20 protein-coding genes are annotated in these 23,387 nt (G+C 43.9%); 12 read left to right on the top strand and 8 right to left on the bottom strand.

Features of this window, described 5'->3' with window-relative positions; genetic code table 11:
- Window positions 1–136 precede the first annotated feature (136 nt).
- The 6 genes from OCV30_RS21580 to OCV30_RS21555 all read left to right on the top strand — a co-directional run bounded on the left by OCV30_RS21580 (window position 137) and on the right by OCV30_RS21555 (window position 9,096).
- On the top strand, window positions 137–1,597 hold the full coding sequence (locus tag OCV30_RS21580; protein ID WP_004730413.1) for an aldehyde dehydrogenase family protein: 1,461 nt from the start codon (window positions 137–139) through the stop codon (window positions 1,595–1,597).
- A 208-nt stretch (window positions 1,598–1,805) separates the two neighbouring features.
- On the top strand, window positions 1,806–2,801 hold the full coding sequence (locus OCV30_RS21575) for a membrane dipeptidase (protein ID WP_065679418.1): 996 nt from the start codon (window positions 1,806–1,808) through the stop codon (window positions 2,799–2,801).
- 231 nt (window positions 2,802–3,032) lie between these two features.
- Complete coding sequence (locus tag OCV30_RS21570; RefSeq protein ID WP_065679417.1) at window positions 3,033–4,640, top strand: BCCT family transporter; 1,608 nt, start codon at window positions 3,033–3,035, stop codon at window positions 4,638–4,640.
- 251 nt (window positions 4,641–4,891) lie between these two features.
- Entirely contained in the window at window positions 4,892–6,703 is a 1,812-nt protein-coding gene (locus OCV30_RS21565; RefSeq protein ID WP_065679416.1) for a hypothetical protein, read from the top strand.
- Window positions 6,700–7,440 (top strand): DUF3726 domain-containing protein, encoded by a 741-nt coding sequence (locus tag OCV30_RS21560; protein WP_065679415.1) that lies wholly within the window; start codon window positions 6,700–6,702, stop codon window positions 7,438–7,440. Before OCV30_RS21565 ends, OCV30_RS21560 begins: the two co-directional genes overlap by 4 nt.
- Window positions 7,441–7,803: 363 nt before the next feature.
- Window positions 7,804–9,096 (top strand): alpha/beta fold hydrolase, encoded by a 1,293-nt coding sequence (locus OCV30_RS21555; protein ID WP_065679414.1) that lies wholly within the window; start codon window positions 7,804–7,806, stop codon window positions 9,094–9,096.
- 167 nt (window positions 9,097–9,263) lie between these two features.
- Here OCV30_RS21555 and OCV30_RS21550 read toward each other — a convergent pair whose 3' ends face one another.
- From OCV30_RS21550 to OCV30_RS21525, 6 genes are all read right to left on the bottom strand, one after another.
- Entirely contained in the window at window positions 9,264–9,446 is a 183-nt protein-coding gene (locus tag OCV30_RS21550) for a hypothetical protein (protein ID WP_065679413.1), read from the bottom strand.
- A gap of 263 nt (window positions 9,447–9,709) precedes the next feature.
- Window positions 9,710–9,937, bottom strand: a complete 228-nt coding sequence (locus OCV30_RS21545) for a PAS factor family protein (RefSeq protein WP_004730426.1) — start codon at window positions 9,935–9,937, stop codon at window positions 9,710–9,712.
- Between the two features lie 266 nt (window positions 9,938–10,203).
- The gene (locus tag OCV30_RS21540; protein WP_065679412.1) at window positions 10,204–12,360 is read right to left on the bottom strand and encodes a c-type cytochrome; all 2,157 of its coding nucleotides are present in this window, start codon (window positions 12,358–12,360) and stop codon (window positions 10,204–10,206) included.
- Window positions 12,357–12,971 carry a cbb3-type cytochrome c oxidase subunit II gene (locus OCV30_RS21535; RefSeq protein WP_065679411.1) on the bottom strand — a complete coding sequence of 205 codons (615 nt, stop codon included), beginning with the start codon at window positions 12,969–12,971 and terminating at the stop codon, window positions 12,357–12,359. Before OCV30_RS21535 ends, OCV30_RS21540 begins: the two co-directional genes overlap by 4 nt.
- Window positions 12,972–14,396, bottom strand: a complete 1,425-nt coding sequence (ccoN, locus tag OCV30_RS21530; protein WP_065679410.1) for a cytochrome-c oxidase, cbb3-type subunit I — start codon at window positions 14,394–14,396, stop codon at window positions 12,972–12,974.
- A 15-nt stretch (window positions 14,397–14,411) separates the two neighbouring features.
- Entirely contained in the window at window positions 14,412–14,807 is a 396-nt protein-coding gene (locus OCV30_RS21525; protein WP_065679409.1) for a c-type cytochrome, read from the bottom strand.
- A 367-nt stretch (window positions 14,808–15,174) separates the two neighbouring features.
- Between OCV30_RS21525 and OCV30_RS21520 the strand changes: the two genes are divergently transcribed.
- Window positions 15,175–15,642, top strand: a complete 468-nt coding sequence (locus OCV30_RS21520) for a putative pterin-binding protein (protein WP_370736702.1) — start codon at window positions 15,175–15,177, stop codon at window positions 15,640–15,642.
- A 9-nt stretch (window positions 15,643–15,651) separates the two neighbouring features.
- The gene (locus OCV30_RS21515) at window positions 15,652–16,677 is read left to right on the top strand and encodes a diguanylate cyclase domain-containing protein (RefSeq protein ID WP_065679407.1); all 1,026 of its coding nucleotides are present in this window, start codon (window positions 15,652–15,654) and stop codon (window positions 16,675–16,677) included.
- A gap of 70 nt (window positions 16,678–16,747) precedes the next feature.
- Here OCV30_RS21515 and OCV30_RS21510 read toward each other — a convergent pair whose 3' ends face one another.
- Together OCV30_RS21510 and OCV30_RS21505 are read right to left on the bottom strand one after the other, a co-directional pair.
- Entirely contained in the window at window positions 16,748–19,180 is a 2,433-nt protein-coding gene (locus tag OCV30_RS21510; protein WP_065679406.1) for a putative bifunctional diguanylate cyclase/phosphodiesterase, read from the bottom strand.
- 3 nt (window positions 19,181–19,183) lie between these two features.
- Complete coding sequence (locus OCV30_RS21505) at window positions 19,184–20,215, bottom strand: ABC transporter substrate-binding protein (protein ID WP_065679405.1); 1,032 nt, start codon at window positions 20,213–20,215, stop codon at window positions 19,184–19,186.
- A 370-nt stretch (window positions 20,216–20,585) separates the two neighbouring features.
- Here OCV30_RS21505 and OCV30_RS21500 point away from each other — a divergent pair, with 370 nt between their 5' ends.
- The 4 genes from OCV30_RS21500 to OCV30_RS21485 all read left to right on the top strand — a co-directional run bounded on the left by OCV30_RS21500 (window position 20,586) and on the right by OCV30_RS21485 (window position 23,346).
- Window positions 20,586–21,236: a LysE family translocator gene (locus OCV30_RS21500; RefSeq protein WP_065679404.1), complete on the top strand. Its 651-nt coding sequence runs from the start codon at window positions 20,586–20,588 to the stop codon at window positions 21,234–21,236.
- 278 nt (window positions 21,237–21,514) lie between these two features.
- Window positions 21,515–22,315: a PhzF family phenazine biosynthesis protein gene (locus tag OCV30_RS21495; protein WP_065679403.1), complete on the top strand. Its 801-nt coding sequence runs from the start codon at window positions 21,515–21,517 to the stop codon at window positions 22,313–22,315.
- Between the two features lie 91 nt (window positions 22,316–22,406).
- Window positions 22,407–22,910 carry a YgjV family protein gene (locus tag OCV30_RS21490; RefSeq protein ID WP_017105975.1) on the top strand — a complete coding sequence of 168 codons (504 nt, stop codon included), beginning with the start codon at window positions 22,407–22,409 and terminating at the stop codon, window positions 22,908–22,910.
- Between the two features lie 121 nt (window positions 22,911–23,031).
- Window positions 23,032–23,346, top strand: coding sequence for a cupin domain-containing protein (locus tag OCV30_RS21485; protein WP_017098960.1), 315 nt, complete (start codon window positions 23,032–23,034; stop codon window positions 23,344–23,346).
- Window positions 23,347–23,387: the final 41 nt, after the last annotated feature.

Here is a 23,387-nt window from a genome sequence, read left to right as displayed (position 1 = left end):
ACAAGCGACTTGGTTCACTTTAGAAACAAAATATACATCTTATTTTAGCAATTAATTACCTGAATATTAACAGTTTATTAATTAACCAGATGGTTGCCAGACTCAACCGCAACCTAACCGTTACAAGGACAGAATGATGACTCAATTACAGAATGTTCAAGCAGAAAACGCACTTTACATTGGCGGCGAATGGCAAGCGGGTGTAAGCACCGTTGCGAACATTAACCCATCAGATATTTCTGAAAACATCGGTAACTTCGCACAAGCAAGTGCTGACCAAGTTCAACAAGCGATTTCAGCGGCGAAGCACGCTCAACCAGAGTGGGAAAAAACGCCTATTGAACGTAAGCAAGCAGTACTTCAAGCAATCGGTGATGAGCTGATTGCACGTTGTGATGAGCTAGGTACGTTACTTTCTCGTGAAGAAGGTAAGCCTTTTGCTGAAGGTCGTGGCGAAATTTACCGTGCAGGTCAGTTCTTCCAGTACTTTGCGGCTGAAGTGCTTCGTCAAATTGGCGACAACGCAGAATCAGTACGCCCAGGCGTTTCTGTAGAAGTGACTCGTGAAGCGGTGGGTGTTATCGGCATCATCTCTCCTTGGAACTTCCCGACCGCGACTGCTGCTTGGAAAATCGCTCCAGCGCTTGCTTTCGGTAACAGCGTTATCTGGAAACCAGCAAACCTAACACCAGCAAGTGCAGTTGCGCTAACTGAGATTATCCACCGCCAAGGCATGCCAGCAGGCACGTTCAACCTTGTTCTAGGTAGCGGTTCGAAAGTAGGTGATGCACTGATCAACTCTAAAGAAGTGAACGGTGTGAGCTTTACTGGTTCTGTTGATACAGGTCGTAAGGTTGCGGCTGCTACAGCGCCAAACTTCGTTCGTTGCCAATTAGAAATGGGCAGTAAGAACGCACTTGTGGTTGCTGATGATGCTGATATCCAAACAGCTGTTGATGCGACTATCGCAGGTTCGTTCTCTGGCGCGGGTCAAAAATGTACAGCATCTTCTCGTCTAGTAGTTATGGATGGCATTCACGACCAATACGTTGAAGCACTGATCAAGCGTATGAGCGAGCTTAAAGTGGGTCACGCACTAGAAGACGGCGTATTCATGGGCCCTGTTGTTGACGGTAACCAACTTGAAGCAAACCTAGGTTGGGTTGAGAAAGCACGTCAAAGCGGCGGTGAGCTAGCATTTGGTGGTGAACGCTTAAGCATGAAACATGAAGGCTTCTACATGTCTCCAACGCTGTTCTTGAATACTAAGAACGATTGGGAAGTGAACCAAGAAGAAGTGTTTGCACCAATGGCAAGCGTGATTCGTGTAGCTGACCTAGAAGAAGCTATCGCGACAACAAACGATACTCGCTTTGGTCTAACGGGCGGCATCATTACTCAAAGCCTACGTACTAGCGCAATGTTCAAGCAACAAGCGCAAACAGGTTGTGTGATGGTGAACCTACCAACAGCAGGCACCGATTACCACGTACCGTTTGGTGGTCGTAAAGAGTCTAGCTTCGGTCCTCGTGAGCAAGGTCAGTACGCGAAAGAGTTCTACACAGTAGTGAAGACAGCTTACCAGCGTCCTTACTAATCAACTTCTATATAAGAATTGGATAGCTGAAGATATTAAGTCTCTAGCTATCCAGCTATCGAATTGGCCTGATTCACCGAGTCAGGCCAACATCCCAACCAAAGCAGCAAACGAATTAGACAAGTGATTTAACCCATTTTTGAAAACATGTTATTTGAGCGTGTTTTCAAAACCGAGCTAGAACACTGAGCTTTCAATAGGAGTGGTTATGTACCAGCAACGGATTGTTATAGATGGATTGCAATACTGCAATTGGAACAGAGAATATTTCCAAACACTAAAGGCGAGCGGCATTACAGCAGTTCACGCTACCGCGGTTTACCACGAGACAGCTCGTGAAACCTTATCTCGCTTTGCAGAATGGAACTTAAGATTCGAGAAGAATGCAGACATTATCATGCCGATTCATTCAATGGCTGATGTGGAAACTGCAAAAGCGACAGGCAAAGTCGGCATTTTTCTAGGTGCTCAAAACTGTTCTCCAATCGATGATGAGATTGGTCTTATCGAAGTAATGCGTCAGCAAGGTCTTTTGATCATGCAATTGACGTACAACAACCAGAGCTTATTGGCGACGGGTTGCTACGAGAAGAACGACACAGGCATCACACGCTTTGGTAAGCAAGCGATTGAAGAGATGAACCGAGTGGGCATGATCATCGATATGTCTCACAGTGCAGAGCGTTCAACGCTTGAGGCGATTGACCTGTCTTCTCGTCCTATTTGTATTAGCCATGCGAACCCAACGTTTGCTCATGATGCACTACGAAACAAATCAAATGATGTGATTAAAGCCCTAACCGCACGCGGTGGCTTAATTGGATTCAGCTTGTACCCATTCCACCTACCCAATGGCAGCCAATGTACGTTGGAAGATTTCTGCCAAATGGTTGCGACTACCGCTGACATGGTTGGCGTAGAACACCTAGGTATTGGTAGTGACCTATGCTTAAACCAACCTCAAGCCGTTCTTGAGTGGATGAGAAATGGTCGTTGGTCTAAAGCAATGGACTACGGTGAAGGCTCTGCGAACAACTCAGGTTGGCCAGATGCGTTGCCTTGGTTCTGTGGTAGTGCGGGTATGGAAAATATTTATAACGGATTGATGCGCCATGGTTTCAGCGAGTCTGAAGCTGGGCAAGTCTTGGGAGAAAACTGGTTTAACTTCTTGAAAGATGGCCTAGAACCTCAAAGCAAGGGTTAAGTGCTTTCTCACTAGTAATCATCGAATTGGCAGCCTTCTAATTAACCTTCATTTAGAAGTGCTGTTGTAACCAATTTAACTATTCAAAAGGAACAACGGTCTATTTCGCAACGCGGTAACCCAAACATGGATTAGCCTGCCCAACACAAAAAACAATAGGGTAGGTGTTAAATACACCTCTTGTAGTCATCATTAAAATGACAGCTGCAAAGAAACCTCTGGAGTCAGAGTATGTCTGATTTAACCAATAGCGTGAAATCTTCAAACGTAAATGCGGGTCAAGCACACACAGCAAGCAACAAAACAAGTAACACAAACCAGTCTGAATCGACTTCAGACAAATTAGGACTAACCAACCCAGCACTTTGGTACAGCGGCGGTTTTATCGCTCTGTTCGTAGCACTTGCTTTGTTTGATGGGGAGCTACTTTCTACCCTAGTAAACACGGGCTTTGCGTGGTCTGTAAAAGTGTTCGGCCCTTATTGGCAAATGCTTCTTCTTCTGACTTTTCTTATTGGTCTTGGCCTAGCGGCAGGGCGAACAGGCAAGGTTATCCTAGGCGGCATCGCGAAACCTGAAATGGATGGCTTCCGTTGGATGGCTATCATCTTCTGTACGCTATTGGCGGGCGGCGGTGTATTTTGGGCAGCAGCAGAGCCTATCGCACACTACGTTAACCCACCACCGTTGTATGGCGCACAAGAAAACGCCCAACAAGGTGCGGTGAATGCGTTATCACAATCATTCATGCACTGGGGTTTCCTAGCATGGGCAATTGTGGGCAGCTTAACGTCTATCGTGGTTATGCACCTTCACTACGACAAAGGCTTGCCTCTTAAACCTCGTATTTTGCTTTACCCAGTTTTGGGCGAAAGAGCACTGAAAGGCCATACCGGCGCACTGATTGATGCATGTTGTATTGTCGCTGTAGCGGCGGGCACTATCGGTCCGATCGGCTTCTTGGGCTTGCAAGTGAGCTACGCTCTGAATGAACTGTTTGGTATTCCTGATGGCTTCACAACACAGCTAATCATCATCTTGTTCGCTATCGTGCTTTACACATTGTCGGCATTAAGCGGTCTTAACCGCGGAATGCAAATGCTAAGCCGTTACAACGTAATTTTAGCAATGGCATTGATGATTTACATCCTAATCTTTGGTCCAACGAACTTTATCTTCAATGGCTACATCCAAGGTGTAGGCAGCATGATAGATAACTTCATCCCAATGGCAACATACCGTGGCGACGAAGGTTGGTTGAGCTGGTGGACAGTATTCTTCTGGGGTTGGTTCTTAGGTTACGGCCCAATGATGGCAATCTTCATCGCTCGTATCTCACGTGGTCGTAGTATCCGTCAGTTGGTGACAACAATCAGCTTGGTGGCACCGTTTGTGACTTGCTTCTGGTTCACGATTGTTGGCGGCTCTGGTCTTGCGTTCGAAATTGCCGATCCAGGCAGCGTAAGTAAGGCATTTGAAGGCTTTAACTTACCAGGCGCACTACTAGCGGTAACTCAGCAGCTACCTATGCCAATGCTTATCTCTATTTTGTTCTTGATCTTAACCACGATCTTCATCGTAACGACGGGTGACTCAATGACTTACACCATCAGTGTGGTAGTCAGTGGTGAGACAGAGCCTAATGCAATTATTCGTACGTTCTGGGGTGTGATGATGGGGGTAACAGCGTTAATTCTGATTTCCCTAGGGTCAGGCGGAATCTCTGCACTGCAATCGTTCATTGTTATCACTGCAGTACCGGTTTCCATAATCTTACTGCCATCACTTTGGAACGCGCCTCAAATAGCAGTCAAGATGGCGAAAGAGCAGGGTCTTTAAAGAAAAGAGCCTGTAGAGAAAACGCTCTCTAAAAATGAAAGAGAAACAAATCAGCCTTTGAAAGAAGGCTGATGCAAAAATTCCGAAAGGAAGAGAAACCCGTACTGGTGAAGATACACCGGACGGCAACTATTTAGGTGAAGAGACCTAGTCAGGACAAATAATAAGGGGTGAGTTCGCTTGCCTCGATAACACCAATAACGATTAAAAACGTGAAAGCTAACCAACATACTGTCGCAATAGTGCTTCAAATGACGGCAACGATCGGTTCTGAATGGCTAGCAAAATCCTATAACTATAAGGTGGTGAGCAAAATGGATGCACATCGTTCTACCTACACTGAATCAGCACTACGTGACGCAACTGTCGTCATGGCACCGGAAAGGCTAGGTGCAATGCACCAAACACGTATCAGCTTCGTTAGAACTCTGATTCGTAAAATGGCGCAACAGCAATGGCAAGTGACGAAACATGAGTGGCAATTAGATGCTCAAGGTTTTGGTCATGTTATCTATAAGCTAGCGACGCCAAACCATGTTTATCATTTGGTTGTTTTTTGCGATGAAATTGCAGATGACGAACGAAATGACCGTGTAATTGCTGAAAAGTGGGATGTAACGTTTGCGCTTGTTCTTGGTGATGTGGATGTCACTCTACTTGAGAAACTTCGTGCGAATGTACCGCTTCAAGAAGCAGGCCGTAACCCAAATAATGTGCTTGTTTTGGCGCGTGCAAATAAAAGTGTACGTGTGTTTGAACATATCGTTAGTCACTTGGCTAAAGGCGTTCAACCAACGGCCAAAGAACTGGCTGAAGTGGGCTATATTCTGCGAACGACAGCAGTCTATGGCAATGGCAAATTTGGCATTGCTGACTTTAAAGTTTTAGAGAAAAACGCAGATTTTAATCAGTCATTTAGCGCTCAAATGTGTGCGGTTTATATGCTGCGTGAATTCAGCCTTGATTGGGTTCATTACCTAGCCGAGCAACAAGGTGGTGAACAAGCGATTACGTTACACCGTGGATTGCAACGCTATCTTGGTGTCGGTAATGCGACAGGGTTAGGCATGGCGCCATACCTTATTAACCACCCAAGCATTGTCGATCAATGGATGACAACTCGTGAACAAGCATTGGCTGAAGTATTAGCCAATGCGACAGATACGTCATTGATTGAACCATTGCGGGCTTTAATGAATAAAGGTATTCGCCATTTAGAGCAAGTCGTGACCATCAATGAGCACCAGCAAGACTTGAATAAAGCTGCTGTTGATGAGTTGAAATACGCACAACAATCACTAGAAGCGTCTGTCAGCTTGTGTGATACATGGGCGCAGTTAGTCGAACAATCTAAGCACATGAGTATGGAAGCCCAAGAAATCCTTATCTCATGCTTAATGGAGTTGTACCCAGAATTAGTGGACGCCCATCAAGAGCAGATGAATTGTAGCGAAACGCTGTCACTTCCGAGTGGTAAGAAAATCCAAGATCTTTTGGTTGTGTTAGAAGAAAAGTACCGTTGGGCGATAACGACTGACTTTACGAAAGAAGAGAACAATTACTGGTTTTGGTATCGCTCTCAAGACAAAGAAGAGCCAAGGCTCGGTGTCCGAGGTGAAGAGCTGGGTGAAGAGCGTGAACTGCCGTTAGATATCGGCCGTCAAGCTTACCGTTTGTATCATTCGTTATTACAATTCGCACCAGAGCTGTCTTTGGCTGAGTTCCTTGTAAAACAGCCACAGTATCGTGCTATTGCACGTCGAGTGTGGACACTAGGTAATAAAGCGATGGGTGATATTCAAATGAATGTGCTGCACCAATCGTCACTACCAATGCACTTACTACGTTGCAAGTTAGCGGTATTTGGTGCGACTAAGTTTGATCCTCGCTCAGACCGTTGGGTTCGAGTGACGTTTTTCCAAGGTGCGCCACTGCTTGATGAAATTCATCAAGATGAATGGTTGTTCCCACTATTACCAAGTGAATCTGAACTGTCTGATTCGCAAAATGTTTCTATTCACGATACGACCTTGAAAAGCCAACATGGAGGTAAAGCGTTATGATCGTTTCTCACAATGAACTGGTAGCGGCCGTCAATAAAGCCTTTTTGGGTATGCGTCGTACATGTGGTGAAGCCGATGTGATTGCAAACATGGTGGCAGATTTACAGATGGTTGGTTTGGATGGTGTTCGTCACTTTAACAATGCAAGCAACTTCATTGGCTTAGAAGACGACTGCCCTGTAGATATTCAAGTGAGCAGTGACAATACAGTCGAAGTGGATCTACACAAGGCGAGTTTGGCGTGTCACCTGCCAGTAGTCATGGATTACGCCATTGAAAAAATGGTTGGCAAAAAGACGCTAAAAATAGAGTTAAACAACTGTCATAACCGTTGGTTAGCGTATAGCGAACTCGTTAAATTGGCCGCGAAAGGTATCGCGTGTACTGCTCGTTGGGACAATGGCTCCAACCCTAAGAGCACCTTGTATGTGCTTAACCGTGGTTGCGTTGCACCAGAACTGTTTTTATCAGATTTGCCACTGGCATCGGACGAACATATCCACAACATGACCATCGAACTTTCCGTCCAGGATTTCGATATCGAACGTTTGTCAGATGGCTACCAAACACACATTGAATCGGAAGCGCTTTTTAAAACTCAAGAGAAAGCGTGGAACGATGGAATTGAAGTTGATGATGGTGAGTGGGCGTCACTGAAAGAGACCGCGACAGCAATCCTAGTTCAGAGCAGCGAACGCTCGACTCAAGGTGCCGGTGAACTGACTGCTTCGCAGTAGCTAGGTCTATTCGAACTAACAGAATCGATAGATTATCGGCGAAGAAGCCAGTTAGTTTATCAACACAAGTAAAACCAAAGAGCTTAACGTATCCTCACCTCGTTAAGCTCTTTTTATTTGTCCCTCTTTTTTTGCTTCACTCTTTTGATCTCTCGCTGGATTTACCTATTCTAAATTGACTGTTTTGACACACGTTGTTACCCGTTGAGAGGTAATTGAACAATTAAACGAAGCACCTTCACATTCATGTAAAACAAACGGTTTCATTTACAAGCTAGTATGCGTATCTTGCTCACTGTAGGTGCCAACGGGCGCTGTTTTATTCGTACCGACGACTTTAGAAACAGACAAAAGGAATGAAGCGTGCAAACTAATTTTATTGATGGAACCACCCTGTATCGTCAGCACTCTTTTGAGTTGCCACTTGATTACCAAGCTAAAGATGGACAACAGATCCAAGTTTTCGCACGTGAGTTGGTTGATCTTGCAAAAGACGCGCAAGAGCTGCCGTGGCTCATTTACTTTCAAGGTGGTCCGGGCTTTCCATCTCCACGAGTGAGCGGTCAATCTGGTTGGCTAAAACGTGCATTACAAAACTATCGTGTTTTGCTTCTTGACCAACGTGGTACAGGCAACAGCACTGTTATCAGTCATGAAACGTTGGCACACTTATCGCCAGAGCAACAAGTCGACTATTTAACGCATTTCAGAGCGGACAACATCGTTCGTGATGCGGAAGCGATTCGCGAGCAATTCGGTGTTAAACAATGGTCAACGATAGGTCAAAGCTTTGGTGGATTCTGTACGTTGAGCTATTTATCACTGTTTCCACAAAGCTTACAGCGCTGTTATGTCACGGGCGGAATTCCGTCTATCGAGCGCGAAGCTGACGACGTTTATCGTGCGACTTATAAGCGTGTCGAAGACAAGAACAAAGCGTTCTTTGCTCAATTCCCACAAGCGCAAGCTATGTGTCGTGAGATCTCTGATTACCTGCTTAACAACGATGTCAGATTGCCAAACGGTCAGGTGTTTACGGTTGAGCAGTTCCAGTTGATTGGTATTAACCTTGGTGGCGGTGAAGCAAACCTTCCTATGTACTTCACACTAGAGAGTGCATTTGTTGAAGTGAACGGTAACAGGCAGTTGAGCTACAGCTTCCTAAATCAAATGCAGCAAGAGCAGGGCTACCTAACTAATCCTATCTATGCGATTTTGCATGAATCGATTTACTGCCAGGGTACAGCTTCGCAATGGTCTGCACACCGAATACGGGAGCAATATCCGCACTTTAACTACCAATCGGGCAGTGAGTTTTGGTTTACCGGAGAAATGGTGTACCCATGGATGTTCGACCAACTAGAAACGCTGCAGCCACTGCGTGAAGCGGCAAACATGTTGGCCGAGAAGTCGGACTGGGGCACTTTGTACAACGCAGAGCAGCTGAGTAAGAATACGGTTCCAATGGCATGCGCAGTTTACGCGGACGATATGTACGTAGAACTGGATTACAGCCGTGAAACGCTAGCGAACATTCCAAACTCAAAAGCGTGGATCACTAACGAGTATGAACACAATGGCTTGAGAGTCGATGGTGAACGAATTGTAGATAAATTAATGACGATGGTCGAAGCGTTAGAGAACCTGCCAAAATAGTCAAACTGTCTACGTTAGAAATAAGATTCGCTAGAAACAAGAAAACGCTGCATCCGTGCAGCGTTTTTTTTTATGTCATCAAACTCTGTTTTACTCAGTATCGTATTGATTACTAAAGCGAGTAAAACAGAGAGTTTAAGAACCGGGAGGGATAGTTCCTAAACTCATTATGGTTGGATGACGATATCTTGATTTTCAGTAGTCGATAAGCTGGCGCGGTTCTGTTCGATAAGTTGAGCCGCATAAGAGGGAGTCACAGCTTGAACTTCGCCTTTCGAACGAATTGTTAGTGCTTCCCACGCCTGATCACGGTATTTGCCTGTTTGTGTGTATTCAATAAGTACTCTCATGATTCTTCCATCTGATGCGTGGTTAACGTGCTACTAACATTAACGCTATTGCCAAGGTTGCACATCTGTTAAAAATGAAACATAAGATCAACAAAATGAAAGTGCGTGTAACTTGAAAAACAGACCTTATTGAACTTATCGTAGCGAACTGCATTTATCGTAATCGACTGAATCTATCTTAACCACTTGTACTTATCGTAAATGGCATCCATAAAAAACGCTGCACAGTGGCAGCGTTAAAGTTGAGAGCGGTTGAAGATTACTTAGCTGTTTTCTAAGCCAACAATCTTGCGTGCAGACATCACTGCGCTATCCAAATCGGTCAATCTACCAGCACTTGCTGGACCAAGAACTGATGAATACAAAGCCAACTGCTTCTCAAATGATAAATCTAATTGGTTATATAGATTTTGGCGGATTTGAGCGTGTTGCTGTGGCTTTGCGCTCGACAGACCTTCCAATGTATCGTAGATGAGTGTAGTTGTATCCATATCTGTCCTCTGCTGCACCTTTATAAAATTTTGCGTATTATGCACCTGGTACTGTATTTGTTCTGCGAGATTGATCGCATTGTGTGCAGCTCTGCTTAATTGTGTAATCAGTTAGTTATAATTGTGTTGTAGGGCAAATTGTCGAAAGTTAGGCTTTGAACAATAGAAAAGGAGACACATTGGTCTCCTTTTCTTTGTGAGACAGCGATAAAAGTATGGGCTATTCGCTGCTTGTTGAGCCAATCGGCCACGCACAGCTAGAGCGCCTATCGAATATTGATCGTGTTGTCTCTGCGATCGTACATGTCTGGCGTGGTGTGCAAGCCGCCCGCATAACCTGCAGCTTCAAGAGTTTCTCTTACCTCTCGAACGTGCTCTGCCGTTACTGGTTCCTCTCTATCTCCAAGGTGCAATCGCACGAAGGTGATCAACTCAGCCAATCTTTGATCCGACAGCACATCTTCAAAGCTTGCCATTGGCATGAAGTTTCTGTCTTTGTCGAGATAGGTGGGTTGCAAGCCTCTCACCGTTACCGCAATGGTGTTGAATGGGTCACTGTGCATGATAATGCCGTTATTCAACAGAGTAGGGGCGATAGGGTCACGTCCCTTACCATCGTCACCATGACAGGCTCCACATGTCTGGCGATAAGTGGTGTAAATGTCAGTCGCGTAAGAGTCTTCATCAAACCCTTTAGGTTGCAACGGAACGGCGTCACTGCTGATGGTGTTGTTGATGTCACCACTGAGTAGGTAATAGGACATCGACTCGATATCTTCACGCGTCATCAGGCTTAGACTGTTTTTCACTACGTCTGCCATGCCCGCAAAAGCAGTCCCTTTGTCTGAGTGACCCGTGTGTAAGAAATCGGTCAGTGTCGCTTCATCCCAACCATCGACATACAGCTCGTTTGCCGTGATATCGGGCGCATTCCAACCGTCAATCAAGTTACCTTGGAAAATACGTTCGGGTATCAGAGCTTGAGCAATGTTTCGCGGGGTATGGCACTCAGAGCAGTGTCCAAGGCCAGCCACCCAATATTTCCCTTGCTGCCATTTCTCAACGTTTTCGACTTCCGTCTTAAGCTCTTCGGGCACTTGATAGTCAATCGGGTCGGTATCCATGAACACAATGTTCCACCCGAGCAGACCTAGACGTATATTCGATGGGAACATCATGCTGTTGTTGTCATTGCGGCGAGGCACCGCGGTGATTGACTGCATGTATTCCCACAAATCGACCATGTCTTGGTCGGTGAGGTATTGATAAGAGGTGTAAGGCATTGCAGGGTACAGGTAACCATTCTTACCTTGACCTGCAACTAACGCGGCTCGGAAATCATCAAAGTCATAAGTACCAATACCTTCTGTTGTGTGGGGCGTAATATTGGTTGAATAGACGGTGCCAAAAGGTGTCACAAAAGGCAGTCCGCCAGCAAAAGGTTCGCCACCTTCGGCACTATGACACGCGACACAGTCACCGGCATAAGCGAGGTATTCACCCCGTTCAACAGACTGAGCCACTAGGTTCGCGAGTCTTTGCTGCTGCTCTGAGCCCGCATGTCGAATGTAAGCACCCAGTGCGAGTATCTCGTTTTCCGTAAGCTGTTTATCAAACGCAGGCATCAGGTTGTTCAAGCCTTTGTTGATAGTGTGCTGAATCTCTTCAATACTGCCGCCATGCAGCCAAATATCGTCGGAAAGATCAGGGACGCCGATCGCCGGATTCGCGATAGAACCATCGGCGTGACAAGATGAACAATATTTTGCAAACAGCTCTTTGCCGACTTTAACTTTTACTTCTGGAACATCGGTATGGCGCTGATTGAGCGAAGCTAAGTAGTAAGAAACCTTAGCCACTTCATCGGGGCGCATTATCTCGCTCCAACCCGGCATCGCGCCATTTCGCCCTTTGGCGATCGAATGAATGATCGCTTCATCACTACCGCCATATAGCCATTCTTGGTCAATAAGGTTAGGGAAGTGTTTCTGACCTTGAGCGTTGTCGCGGTGACAAGCCGCGCAGTGAGTTTGGAACAAGATTTGTCCGCTGTTTACTATTTCGGGTATGCCAGACAATCCTTCGAGGGAGGTTTCCGTTGTTTGAGAGAATTGCTCGTTTAACGTTGTGCTGGGTGAGCTGAGTTTGTCGTCACTTTGCTTCCAATCGACTAACCCTTCCCATTCACCAAGCCCGGGGTAGAGCACCAAATAGCCAGCAGACAATAGAAAGGCAATAGCATAGCTGACAAAGAGTAGTTTTGGCGGTGGCGCATCTTTTTCTTCAATGCCATCAAAAGTGCCAAGGGTGTGGTCGTGATCGGCTTGGTGATTGCTACGCCAATATTTAACAACAACAGACACCATAAGAACGAAAAAGATTAAGGTTAAAATTACCGCCCATAGATTCCAAAATGCACTCATTGTGATACCTCCTGTGACGTATCTTTACCAAGGCTTTGTAGATAGCGGATCAGAGCTTCACCTTTGGTTTTTCCTCTTACTTGTAATCGGGCGTCACCTATTTCTTGGTCAGTATAAGGAACGCCAAGTATGCGGAGGGTTTCCATTTTTTCGCTTATGTCGTCGCCTGACAGAGTCTGTTCAAATAACCAAGGGTAGGCGGGCATGATCGATGTCGGTACGACTTTTCGAGGATCAATTAAGTGAATAGCATGCCACTGGTCAGAATACTTTCTTCCTAAGTTAGTGAGGTCAGGCCCCGTGCGCTTAGAACCCCACAAGTTAGGAAATTCATAGATGTCGTCTGCTTCTTTGTTTGGGCGACCATTACGTTTCACTTCTGGTTCTAGAGGGCGAACCATTTGTGTGTGACACACATGACAGCCTTCACTGATGTAAATGTCTCGTCCTGCCAACTCAAGAGGTGTGAGTGGCATCGCTAAGCTGCCTTTGGCAATATCGTCTCCACGGACAATGCTAGGCACTACCCAAACCAACAGAGAGAAGGAAGCGACGACAACGGTGGTCAAAATTAAAATGACGATTGAATGTGTAAAGTCTTTACTCATCATTTAAGCTCCCTCATTAACGGCGTGTTTAGCGTTATGTGCTACTGGCATACGAACGGTTTTAAATAAGTTAAATGCCATTAGGAATAAACCCAGAACAAACAGCGCACCACCAAAGAATCGTAAGAACAACCAAGGTGCTTTAAAGTCCATAGCCTCTACAAAGCTATATATCAGTTCGCCATTTTCATTTTGAGCGAGCCACATATAACCTTCACCGATACCCGCGACCCAAAGCGCAATCGCATAAATGGCGACGCCAGCATGAGCAAGCCAGAAGTGCCACTTAATCAGTCGTCGTGACCAAAGATCGGTTTGTCCCCATAAGCGCGGAATGAAATAGTAAAAAACCGCTATCCCTGACATTCCCACCCATCCGAGTGCTGCGGAATGTACGTGGCCGATTATCCATTCGGTGTTGTGTGCCACCATGTTGAACCAGCGAATAGCAAGTAGCGGGCCTTCGAATGTTGCCAAGCAGTAGTAAAGAATCGCTGAGAAAAAGAATAAAAGAATGTAGTCGGACTTCAGCTTTTCTTTGTTTTGTAGAAGGGTCATTGCGCTATTGAAAGCACCCGCCCAGGAAGGGAGCCACAGAATCAATGACATCACGATTCCGATGTTCTGAATCCAGATGGGAACGGAAGAGTAGACTAAGTGGTGCGTTCCGGCCCACGTGTAAAAGCCGACCAAGCCCCAGAAATGGATCACAGACAAGCGGTACGAATAGATTGGTCGGTCCGCTGCTTTGGGTATGAAATAGTAATTCATACCGATCACACCAGCGGTCAGTAAGAAACCAACGGCATTATGTCCCCACCACCATTGAACAATCGCATCTTGAGCACCTGCGAATACGGAGTAGGACTTCATGGCCGAGACCGGCATCGCAAGATTGTTCACAATGAAAATCATGGCAACAACGATAATGAAAGCAGCGAAAAACCAGTTAGCCACAAAGATGTGGCTCACCTTACGCTTGGCTAGGGTGCCAAAGAACAACACTGCATAGAGCACCCACACCAGTACAATCATTAAATCGATTGGCCATTCAAGTTCCGCATACTCTTTTGAGCTAGTGTGGCCCCCAGGCAAGGAGATGACTGCGAACAGTAGAATAAGTTGCCACCCCCAAAAGACCATCCACGACAGGCTTTTATTGAACAGCTCGCAATGGCCAGTTCGTTGGGCAATATAGAGTGAAGTCCCCATTAAAATGTTCACCACAAACCCATAAATAACGCCTGAGGTATGCAGAGGGCGAAGACGACCAAATTGGAAATATTGAGAATCGAAATTGAGCACAGGCCAATACAATTGAGCGGCGAGGATCACGCCGATGATCATCCCCACAATCGCCCAGATTAAAGAGGCGATGATAAAGTACTTCACGACCTTAATGCTGTACTGCGTTGTCACTTGTTCCATAACAAGGCTCCTTGCCTACAGTTTTGAATTGCTGTCTGTTTTTGAGTCGCTAACTGAACTTGATTCCTTGCCGAGCATTGAATAGAAGTAGGAGATATCTCGGATGTCTTGATCTGAAAGTGTGTCGGCTTGTTGTTGCATGAGAATCGCTAAGCCACTGGTTCTTTCCCTTGTCTGATAATCTTTCAGTGAAGAGATTAGGTATCCCACTTTTTGACCTCGAAGGTTCGGGTAGGGATCTTGAGTTGAGATACCATCAACGCCATGACAAGTCATACACACCTTGGCTTTTTGTTTTCCTAACTCGAACTGCTCGTCGTTAGATTCTGCGTAAACTGGATTCATGACAGCCGTCATTAGCAGAATGGAAAGTGCTGTTATGGGGTTAAACTTTTGCTTATTTAATCTCATTACGTATTCCCTTATTGAAGAAAAGAGCGAGTGCTTGATGACCCTCAGAAAACACTCACCTTGGTGTAAAGGTTATGCATGCATAAGCGTTCTCGCTACTTACTGACTCATATTTATTGTCAATTTTGTTAGTCAGTACGTATTCAGTGGCAAGATTGGATTACTCATTGCCTTTAAAACGCAGGGATTACTTGTATTAACGCTAATTAAAGTCTTATTGAGATAAGGGGAAGGTGTTGTTCGCACCTGGTTATAGGAATGAAACATTATTTGAGAAAGATTCGAACTGCATCATTGAGAAAATAGGCAATGTCTAAGCAAGTCAAATGACTAATATGAACTAGACTCAAATTAGTGACCTTTTAAAATGGAGTTTAAAATGAGAGCTGCACTTCTGTTTATACTTTCACTGTGTTCATTTTCTATTTTTGCAGCATCGGAACTGACAATATTCGATCACTTAGGGCAAAAGCATCAATTCAGTCGAGAACAACTGTTATTGCTTCCTCAAAAAGAAATCACCACGTCATTACCTTGGCTGGATGGAGAGTTGGTTTATAGCGGTGTGGCCTTACAAACGGTGCTTGAAACTATGGATTTACCCATGGCCTCGCAGGTGACTTTTGTTGCACTAAACGACTATAAAATAGTGGTGCCCAAAGAAGACTTTGACGACTACCAGCCGATCATTGCGATTAAACAAAATGGCCAATTTATGTCAGTCAGAGAAAAAGGTCCGTACTGGTTGATATATCCACTTTCTTCGACTCCAGACATTGATAACACTGACTTCCATGCCAAGATGATCTGGCAGATACGCGATATTCATTTGTAAGGACTTAGTATGAAAAAGCTGTTGTCATTGACTGCAATTAAAGTCGTCGTGTTATCTTTAGCGGCAGTGGTACTCACCATTAATATCTACAGTGTGACCCGCATTAACGATATCAACAAGAGTTTTTCCACCCGACAAAATGAGGCAACGTGGTTCGTTTTTCAATTGGTGAAAGAATACGCCAATTTCTTAATGGTAAGCCGTTCTGAAACTATTGATTATGATGAGTTATGGTTAGCGTACGATATTACGTGGAGCCGTTTTGACATATTAATTAACAGTACTGAGTCCTCCAATTTCATCAAGTCAGCAAACTTTAAACCTTATTTTAGTGCGGAATTTGATAAATTTAAGAGCTTGGAATCCTCAATTAAACTGGTCAGCCAAGGGTTGTTGCCCAAGGAATCTCTGCAGAAAAAAATCGATATTTGCTACCACACTCTCGTCGATTTTATTAACGACAAGTTTCGATTACAAAGCCCTGTAATTGAAGAAAATACCTCAATGGTTGATAACTTGGTTACCGTTCATCGGATCAGTAGCGTTTTTCTTGTTGGCATCTTGTTATTGACTGGGATTATTTTTTATATGGATTTTTCTATCAAAAGAAAGCTCTACTCTACGGATTTTATTACAGGGTTTCGCAATCGAATTTCGTTGATGAAATTTGTTAAGAATAGCTACTCGAAGGACAAAAACTTTGATCTCTATTTTGTCCGAATCAGAAATCTTACCGAGATTAATCAAAAATATGGCCTTGAATATGGGGACCTTGTGGTGAGCTCGGCTGCTAAGTCTTTGACCACCAAGATCCCTGAAAGCACCATTTCATTCCGTAGCAGTGGAAGCCAGTTCTTATTCTTCATTCCTGATCATTTGTACGCGAGTGACGAAATTCAGGACAAGTTTAACGACGTCCTTAGTGATTACATCTCTGCAGGTAACTTAGAATTGATGATTGACGCCGTAGTGAGGCACAAGAAGAACATAAGCTCTAAAGACATGATGGAGCTGTTGACCTCGATGCAAGGCTAAGCATCTAAAAGGTTTGGTCGTGGTAAGGTTTGGTCGTGGTTATTAACTAGTCATGCTTTCCGAAATACGACTACTGTTTCTGATTAAGTGCCACAATCCTTTCGTTAGAGCTTGGTTCTAAAAGGGCTTGCTGATCCAGAATCGTTTGCGGATTGTGGTCACGAACAAATTCAATGAACTCAATGTAAGTGAGTGGTTGGCTGAAAAAATAACCCTGTATTAGGTCGCAGTTGGCTTTTTTAAGGTGATGATATTGTTCGAGAGACTCGACACCTTCGCCAACAACGAAGGTGTCACAAGAGTGTCCTAAGTTAACCATGGATTCGACCATCTTTCGGTCAGCTTTGTCGTCGACGATATTATCGATAAAGCTTTTATCAATTTTAAGCTCATCGACAGGGTAGTGAAGAAGTTGGTTAAAAGCTGTATAGCCAGTACCGAAATCGTCAAGAGACACTTTTAAACCTAAGCTCCTGATACTTTCGATAGTCTGCACTGTAAGTTTACTGCTTTTAACGTAACTGGTTTCGGTAATTTCTATAATGATGTTGGCTGGTGGTACTTGATAACGCTCGATTACCTTTCGAATATTGTCTGCAAAGTTACGATTGTAAAGTTCCATTGCTGATATATTTATTGATAAGCTACCTGTGTACTTGTGAATTTCAGAGAGCTCTTTATAGCTTTTTATTGCGGTACTAATGACCCACATGTCGAGTTTGGATATCAAGTTACTTCTTTCGGCGACCGGAATAAACTCATCCGGGCCAGCCTTTATATCAAATAGAGCAGGGCAGCGAATCAGACATTCTGCTCCGTCAATCTGAAGTGTCTTAGCATTGAAAATAGGCATAAAGCGAAGTTCAAAGTTGTCGCTTTCACAACACTCCAATAGCCTTTTTTCGATAACGTCATGTCTTTCTAGTGAATGAAGTAGTTCTTCGCCGTAAACGATTCGGCTTTCTCCATCACTGTGCGCTTTGGCATTAATCAGCATCTCATCGATGCATCGGTGCCATATCTCCTCGAACTTAGGGGTATCGACGGGTAGTACACCTGTTGCAATTGAAAGCCTGAAACCATAGTAATCGAGGAAAGTCGTACCCGTTAGGGTGTTGTTAATGTTCTCAATTTCTTCGTTTATTGATTGGTGCTCACCCATTTCCAATATGGCAATGAATTGGTTTCCTCCTAGCCTTGCAACTGAATAGTCGCTGCAACTGAAACCGAAAGAGGATTGTTGATTCTGCAGGGTTTCTCTTAGTGTTTTGGCCAGACTAACGAGTACATTGTCACCTACTTTCGCACCATATAAGTCATTGATTTTACGGAAGTCGATAATGTCCCAGCAAACCAGATAGCAATGAGGACTTATCGAGCTTTTTAGACGCACATCGAGGTGTCGGATGAACGAGCGTCGGTTGGCTAATTTGGTTAATTGATCAAATTCAGCTTCGAATTTCAATTCTGTTAATGAATCAATGTAGGCGTTTTTTAGACCATCAATTTCACTGTGCCCGGATGAACGTTTGAAATACCTCAGTTTAAGTCCGCCAATGGATATCTCGTGTAGTAGATCTTTGAGTGGACGTACTAATTGGTAGCGCACCACCATGTGTACGATGAGCATAATAATGAATAGTGTCGTCAAACCGCCAAGTAAGGTCTGCTGAGCTATGATAGATTTTTCCTGATTGAATTTCTTTTCGCGAATATTAACCTGAGCGAGGAAGTGACGGCTGTTCATCTCAACTTTGATTCTGTCTTTGGTTTGTTCAAACGATTTGATAACAAACTGCGTATTCTCTATGTGTGCAGTATTCGATGATGGCTCAATCAGAAGCTGCATATTGTCATCATCGTTGTATTTTATTAGTAAGTTGGATAGTTGTTTTAATGGACCATCTGCAATTAGTATGTATCGATTTAAGCTGTCGTTTGCACGTTTGTCTTGTGGGAGCAAGTAAGGGTCGATTGCAATAACGTAAGCGTATCTAAGTTCACCACTCACAGAGATATATGAGAAGCCTTTATGAGACAGCTCGTTTTTATTGATTAACGAGGTATAGATATCGAAGATTTTTTCATAGATGTTATCGGGGATCTTTAACCCTTCGAAAGGGTCTGCTCGTAACGTAGATAGCGTTAACTGAAACTTAGGATCAACGATATAGATGTTACGTTGACCAAATTGATTAACGTGACTTTGGTTTAAGACACGAAGCACTCTTTTTTCCAGCAGGGACAAGGTTGTGTAGTCACTAGGGTTTTGAATATATCGCAAGAACTGTAGCGATGAACCTATATCTTTTACAAGTAAAGATAGACCAAGTTGCTCGTATTCAGCCGCCACGAGCGCGGTGTTCACATCAGATTGTACTTCGTCTAAGTACATGTGTTTCGCGTGGTTAGAGGCTAAGTGGTAAGTAACCATTCCGCCTATTGCAAATACGAACAATAAAGTAGGAATGAGCACAAAGTAGAGCTTCTTTAATACTGGCATTAATTATCTCAAACTGTCGACAATGCGGTTACGAATTTGAATGCTATTGGGTTCGAGTTGCTGATACAGATAGCTGCGTTCTAAAACCTCTTTGCTAGGGAAAAGCTCCGGATCATTTTGGTACTCTTGTGTTGTTAAGGCTTTTGCTTTTGAACTTGGAGTTGCAAACCATGAATCCATCGCGTTTTGAGCGGCGATCTCGGGTTGCGACAAGAATGATAGAATCGTTGTTGCTTGTGCAGACAACTCTCCGTTATTAATCGCAGCAATGCACTCTAACCACAACGTTGTGCCTTCTTGAGGTACGATGTAAACCCAAGAGGCATCAGGCTCCAAATCATTGAGTACATAACTGTCACCAGAATAACCGTAGGCAAGGTCGATGTGAGCAAGACGTTCGGGTTGGCGAATATAGTCGATGACGTATTCGTTGCTTTCTAGGTGTGGCTTTTGAGCTTGCAGGGTTTTATAGGCAACGCGAAGTTCCTGCTCATTATTGGTGAATGGATCAAATTGATTTGCTAACAGTGCAGTACTCACCAAATCCGTAGGTTCGTAATACATACTTATGCGGCCACTGCTGTTGGTGTCTGGTTCGAGAATAGCGTTCCAAGAGGTGGGAGTGTTTACTTTGTCACTGCGATATAAGATTCCCGCAGTCCCCCAAGCGTAGGGAATGCCATACTCGCCACATCCTTCAACCCACCGTGAATCTATGTTACCAGCAATGGATTGTTGTAACTCACTTAGGTTATGGAACAGGTTGTGTTTGGCTAATGCGCTGAGCTTTACGCTTTCGATAATAACGAGCTCAAACGCCCCTCGACGTTCGCTTAGTAACACTTCATCTCTAATTGATTCGTCAGAGAAATATTGTTGTTTCAAAGAAATACCGTAGGTATCGCTTAATTGGGTAATCACACTATCGGATAAAAATTCATCCCAATTGTAGAGATAAATATCATTCTGTTGGCTAAACGCTGTGCCAGTTAAAAAGGATGATGACGCAAGAACTGAAACATAAAATGCTTTCACTGACGGATTCCTTTCCTACTTTGCTTAACTAAATCGTAGCCCAAATTTTGCGACATAGCTCAAATTTAGGTCTCTAATTTCAGTTCAACCTAACGCAATGCATCTAGGTGTGAAAATCCTATGACCTAATTGGAACTAAAAGTAAGCTTTGAGCACAAAATCACTATGTTAAATCAAGGGGGTATCAACCTTTGACCGACGAACGCCTGAAGAAGTGCACGAATGACTCATCTACTTCCGATTTGGCACGACGAAAACACGGGATTTGTTTGATCATTAGGTTGTTAGTAAATATATATTCATCTACTTGAGCATTTTTTCGTTAGTTATGCAATAGTAGAGCATTAATTGAACGACAGGAGGTTGGTTTATGGATGCAGGTTTAGTTGGGATTTTTGTTACCGTGGCGATTGCTCACTTTTTGGCGCTATTGAGCCCCGGACCAGATTTTGTGATTGTGGTAAAGAGTGCTGTTAAAAATAAGGGAAGAAAAGCACTCGGCGTTGCATTCGGAATTGCCAGTGCCAATGCGGTTTATATTGCTTTATGTTTGGTTGGTGTCGGCTCGATTCTAGCGGCATCCGTTTCCGTTATGATTGCACTTAAGATAATTGGTGGTGTATTTCTTGTTTATCTTGCCGTTCAAGCGATAAGAGCGAAGAAATGTAATTACAGTAATATGGATGTTTCCGAAGGAGATAGCTTCAATCAAACGACTTTTCTTAAAGAATTCGTCACGGGTTTTCTATCTGGAATCCTTAATCCCAAAAACCTATTGTTCTATTTGAGCTTATTCACGGTTGTGTTGAACAATGACATTGGCTTCATGTTTAAGCTAGGCCTAGGTATTTGGATGACGGTGGTTGTCTTTATCTGGGATGCGGCGATCATCTTCCTGTTATCAACGCCTAAAGTGCGTCAAGAGTTTACACGTGTTGCTTACTATATTGATAAAGTGACAGGAGTCATGCTGGGTCTGCTTGGCTTGACCATTGTGAAATCTGCTCTGGTACGTCAGTAGATTCACCATTGCTGAGTAACCTCACGTTTGTGGCACGATACAATACCTATGTGCCGCGAATGTGTGCTTGTTACCTACCAGGCTGATACGTCTTAGTTCTTATCTGCCCGATATTAAACCTTCTGCTTAATCCGCCTATTATTTTCGTAACTCTTTGTTTATCATTCCTTACTTCTCAAATAAGTATTAATTATGTTGCTGTTGAACACTTGTAGCACGGGGTGTTTGTGTTTATTGTAGGCAACAATATTGATCCAATATAAGAGCTAGGAACTATTGTGAATTTAGATATATATCAAGTTGACTCGTTCACAACTCAAGCTTTTAAAGGAAACCCAGCTGGGGTTTGTATTTCACAAGAACCTTTAGAAGAGTCATTGATGTATTCGATTGCTGAAGAGATGGCAGTATCAGAAACGGCATTCTTAGCCCTCAATACGATGACGTTGAAATGGTTCACACCAGAAGTTGAAGTCAAATTATGCGGCCACGGTACGTTGGCAACAGCGCATGTGATGAAGGAAAGAGGGTTAGTCAATGCGGGTGAGGTTGTGACGTTTGATACGCTTTCAGGGAAGCTATCTGCCACAGTTTGTGACTCCACAATCGAGCTTGACTTCCCAAGTACTGTGCTTGATCTTGGATTGGATGCTAATAAAGATTTGCTGGAATATTTAGGGCTGTATGAAGACCAAGTCGTGTCATACAGTGAGTTCGATACCAAGCAGTTTATTGAGGTTGTCAGCGAACAAGTTTTATTAGATTTAGCACCAAACTTTGATGCTCTAAAGCGTATTAAAGGTCGAGGCGTCGTTGTGACGGCATTATCGTCGAACTCTGAACTTGATTTTGTTTCGCGCTATTTTGCGCCGTGGGTGGGTGTTAACGAAGATCCCGTTACGGGTTCAGCGCATTGCGCTCTCACACAGTACTGGTCCGAGAAACTAAACAAAGCGCATTTCAATGCTTACCAAGCGTCGCGCCGCGGTGGGTATGTATCGACAGAGCTATTGCCGAATGGTCGTATAAAACTGATAGGGTCTGCAACCACCGTAATCAGTGGTTCTTTAAAAGTCTAAACTTCAATATCATTCATAAAATAGCAATGTCGTTATTTAGAACGGAAACGTCATAATTTAAACCTGCTAGGTCACTACTTAAGGAATAATCGTGTCAGCCTTTTATCTGTCTCAAGTACTCGTCGCGATCGCTATTTGTTTCGATTTGTTGTCATTCCAATTTAAGGAAAGGAAGAAAATCGTCACATGCTTGTTTTTTGCGGGCGTTCTTATCTCTAGCCATTTCATTTTGCTCGAGCAATGGACAGCGGCAAGTTTGATGATCATCGCGACCATTCGATATTTAACGAGCGTGTTTTCTACGTCACCCAAATTTAAATATTTGTTCTGCTCAATGTCGCTGGTTGCAACAGCCTTTACTTACTCAGGGCTGATCAGTGTCTTAAGTTGTTGTGCGTCGATGTTTCAAACGTTTGCGGCGTTTAATAAAGATGACCGTCGATTAAGAGAGTTGATGATCATCGGAACTAGCTTTTGGTTGGTTCACAATTATTTAGTTGGCTCGCCAACAGCGGTTCTGATGGAAGCGCTGTTTATCTGCAGTAACTTAGTAGGCTATTACCGTTTCTATTTCAGAAAAAGTGCTGTGGCTTAGGGTTTAGGGCTTATAGCTTATAGCTTAGGAGCTCAGGAAGCTAGGCTTTAGATAAAACGATAAAACGATAAAACGATAAAACACTGCACCATATTCATCTAACAAGGATTAGGAGAGAGCGATGTCAAATATCTACTCGGATGTGCCTTCGTCAATACCCGACGAAATCTTCAACGACATCATTACTACTGAGAATGTGCGGATTGAAAGAATAATATCTCATGGGCACAGTTCTCCAGAACAAGGTTGGTATGACCAAGATGAAAACGAATGGGTTATGGTGCTAGAGGGGCAAGGTGTTATTGAGTTCGAAGACGGACGTGTCGTTACCTTGTCTAAAGGGGATTACATCAATATTGCCGCGAGAGAGAAGCACAAGGTTGTTGGTACGGATAGAGACGTTGTGACTATTTGGCTGGCTGTGTTTTATCGTTAGTATTGCTATCAAGTAGTGAATAGACAATCAGCAATACATGA

This window comes from Vibrio atlanticus (assembly GCF_024347315.1).
Taxonomy (GTDB): Bacteria; Pseudomonadota; Gammaproteobacteria; order Enterobacterales; family Vibrionaceae; genus Vibrio; species Vibrio atlanticus.
Note: the sequence above shows the minus strand (reverse complement) of the source record. Positions and strands in the feature narration are given on the sequence as shown.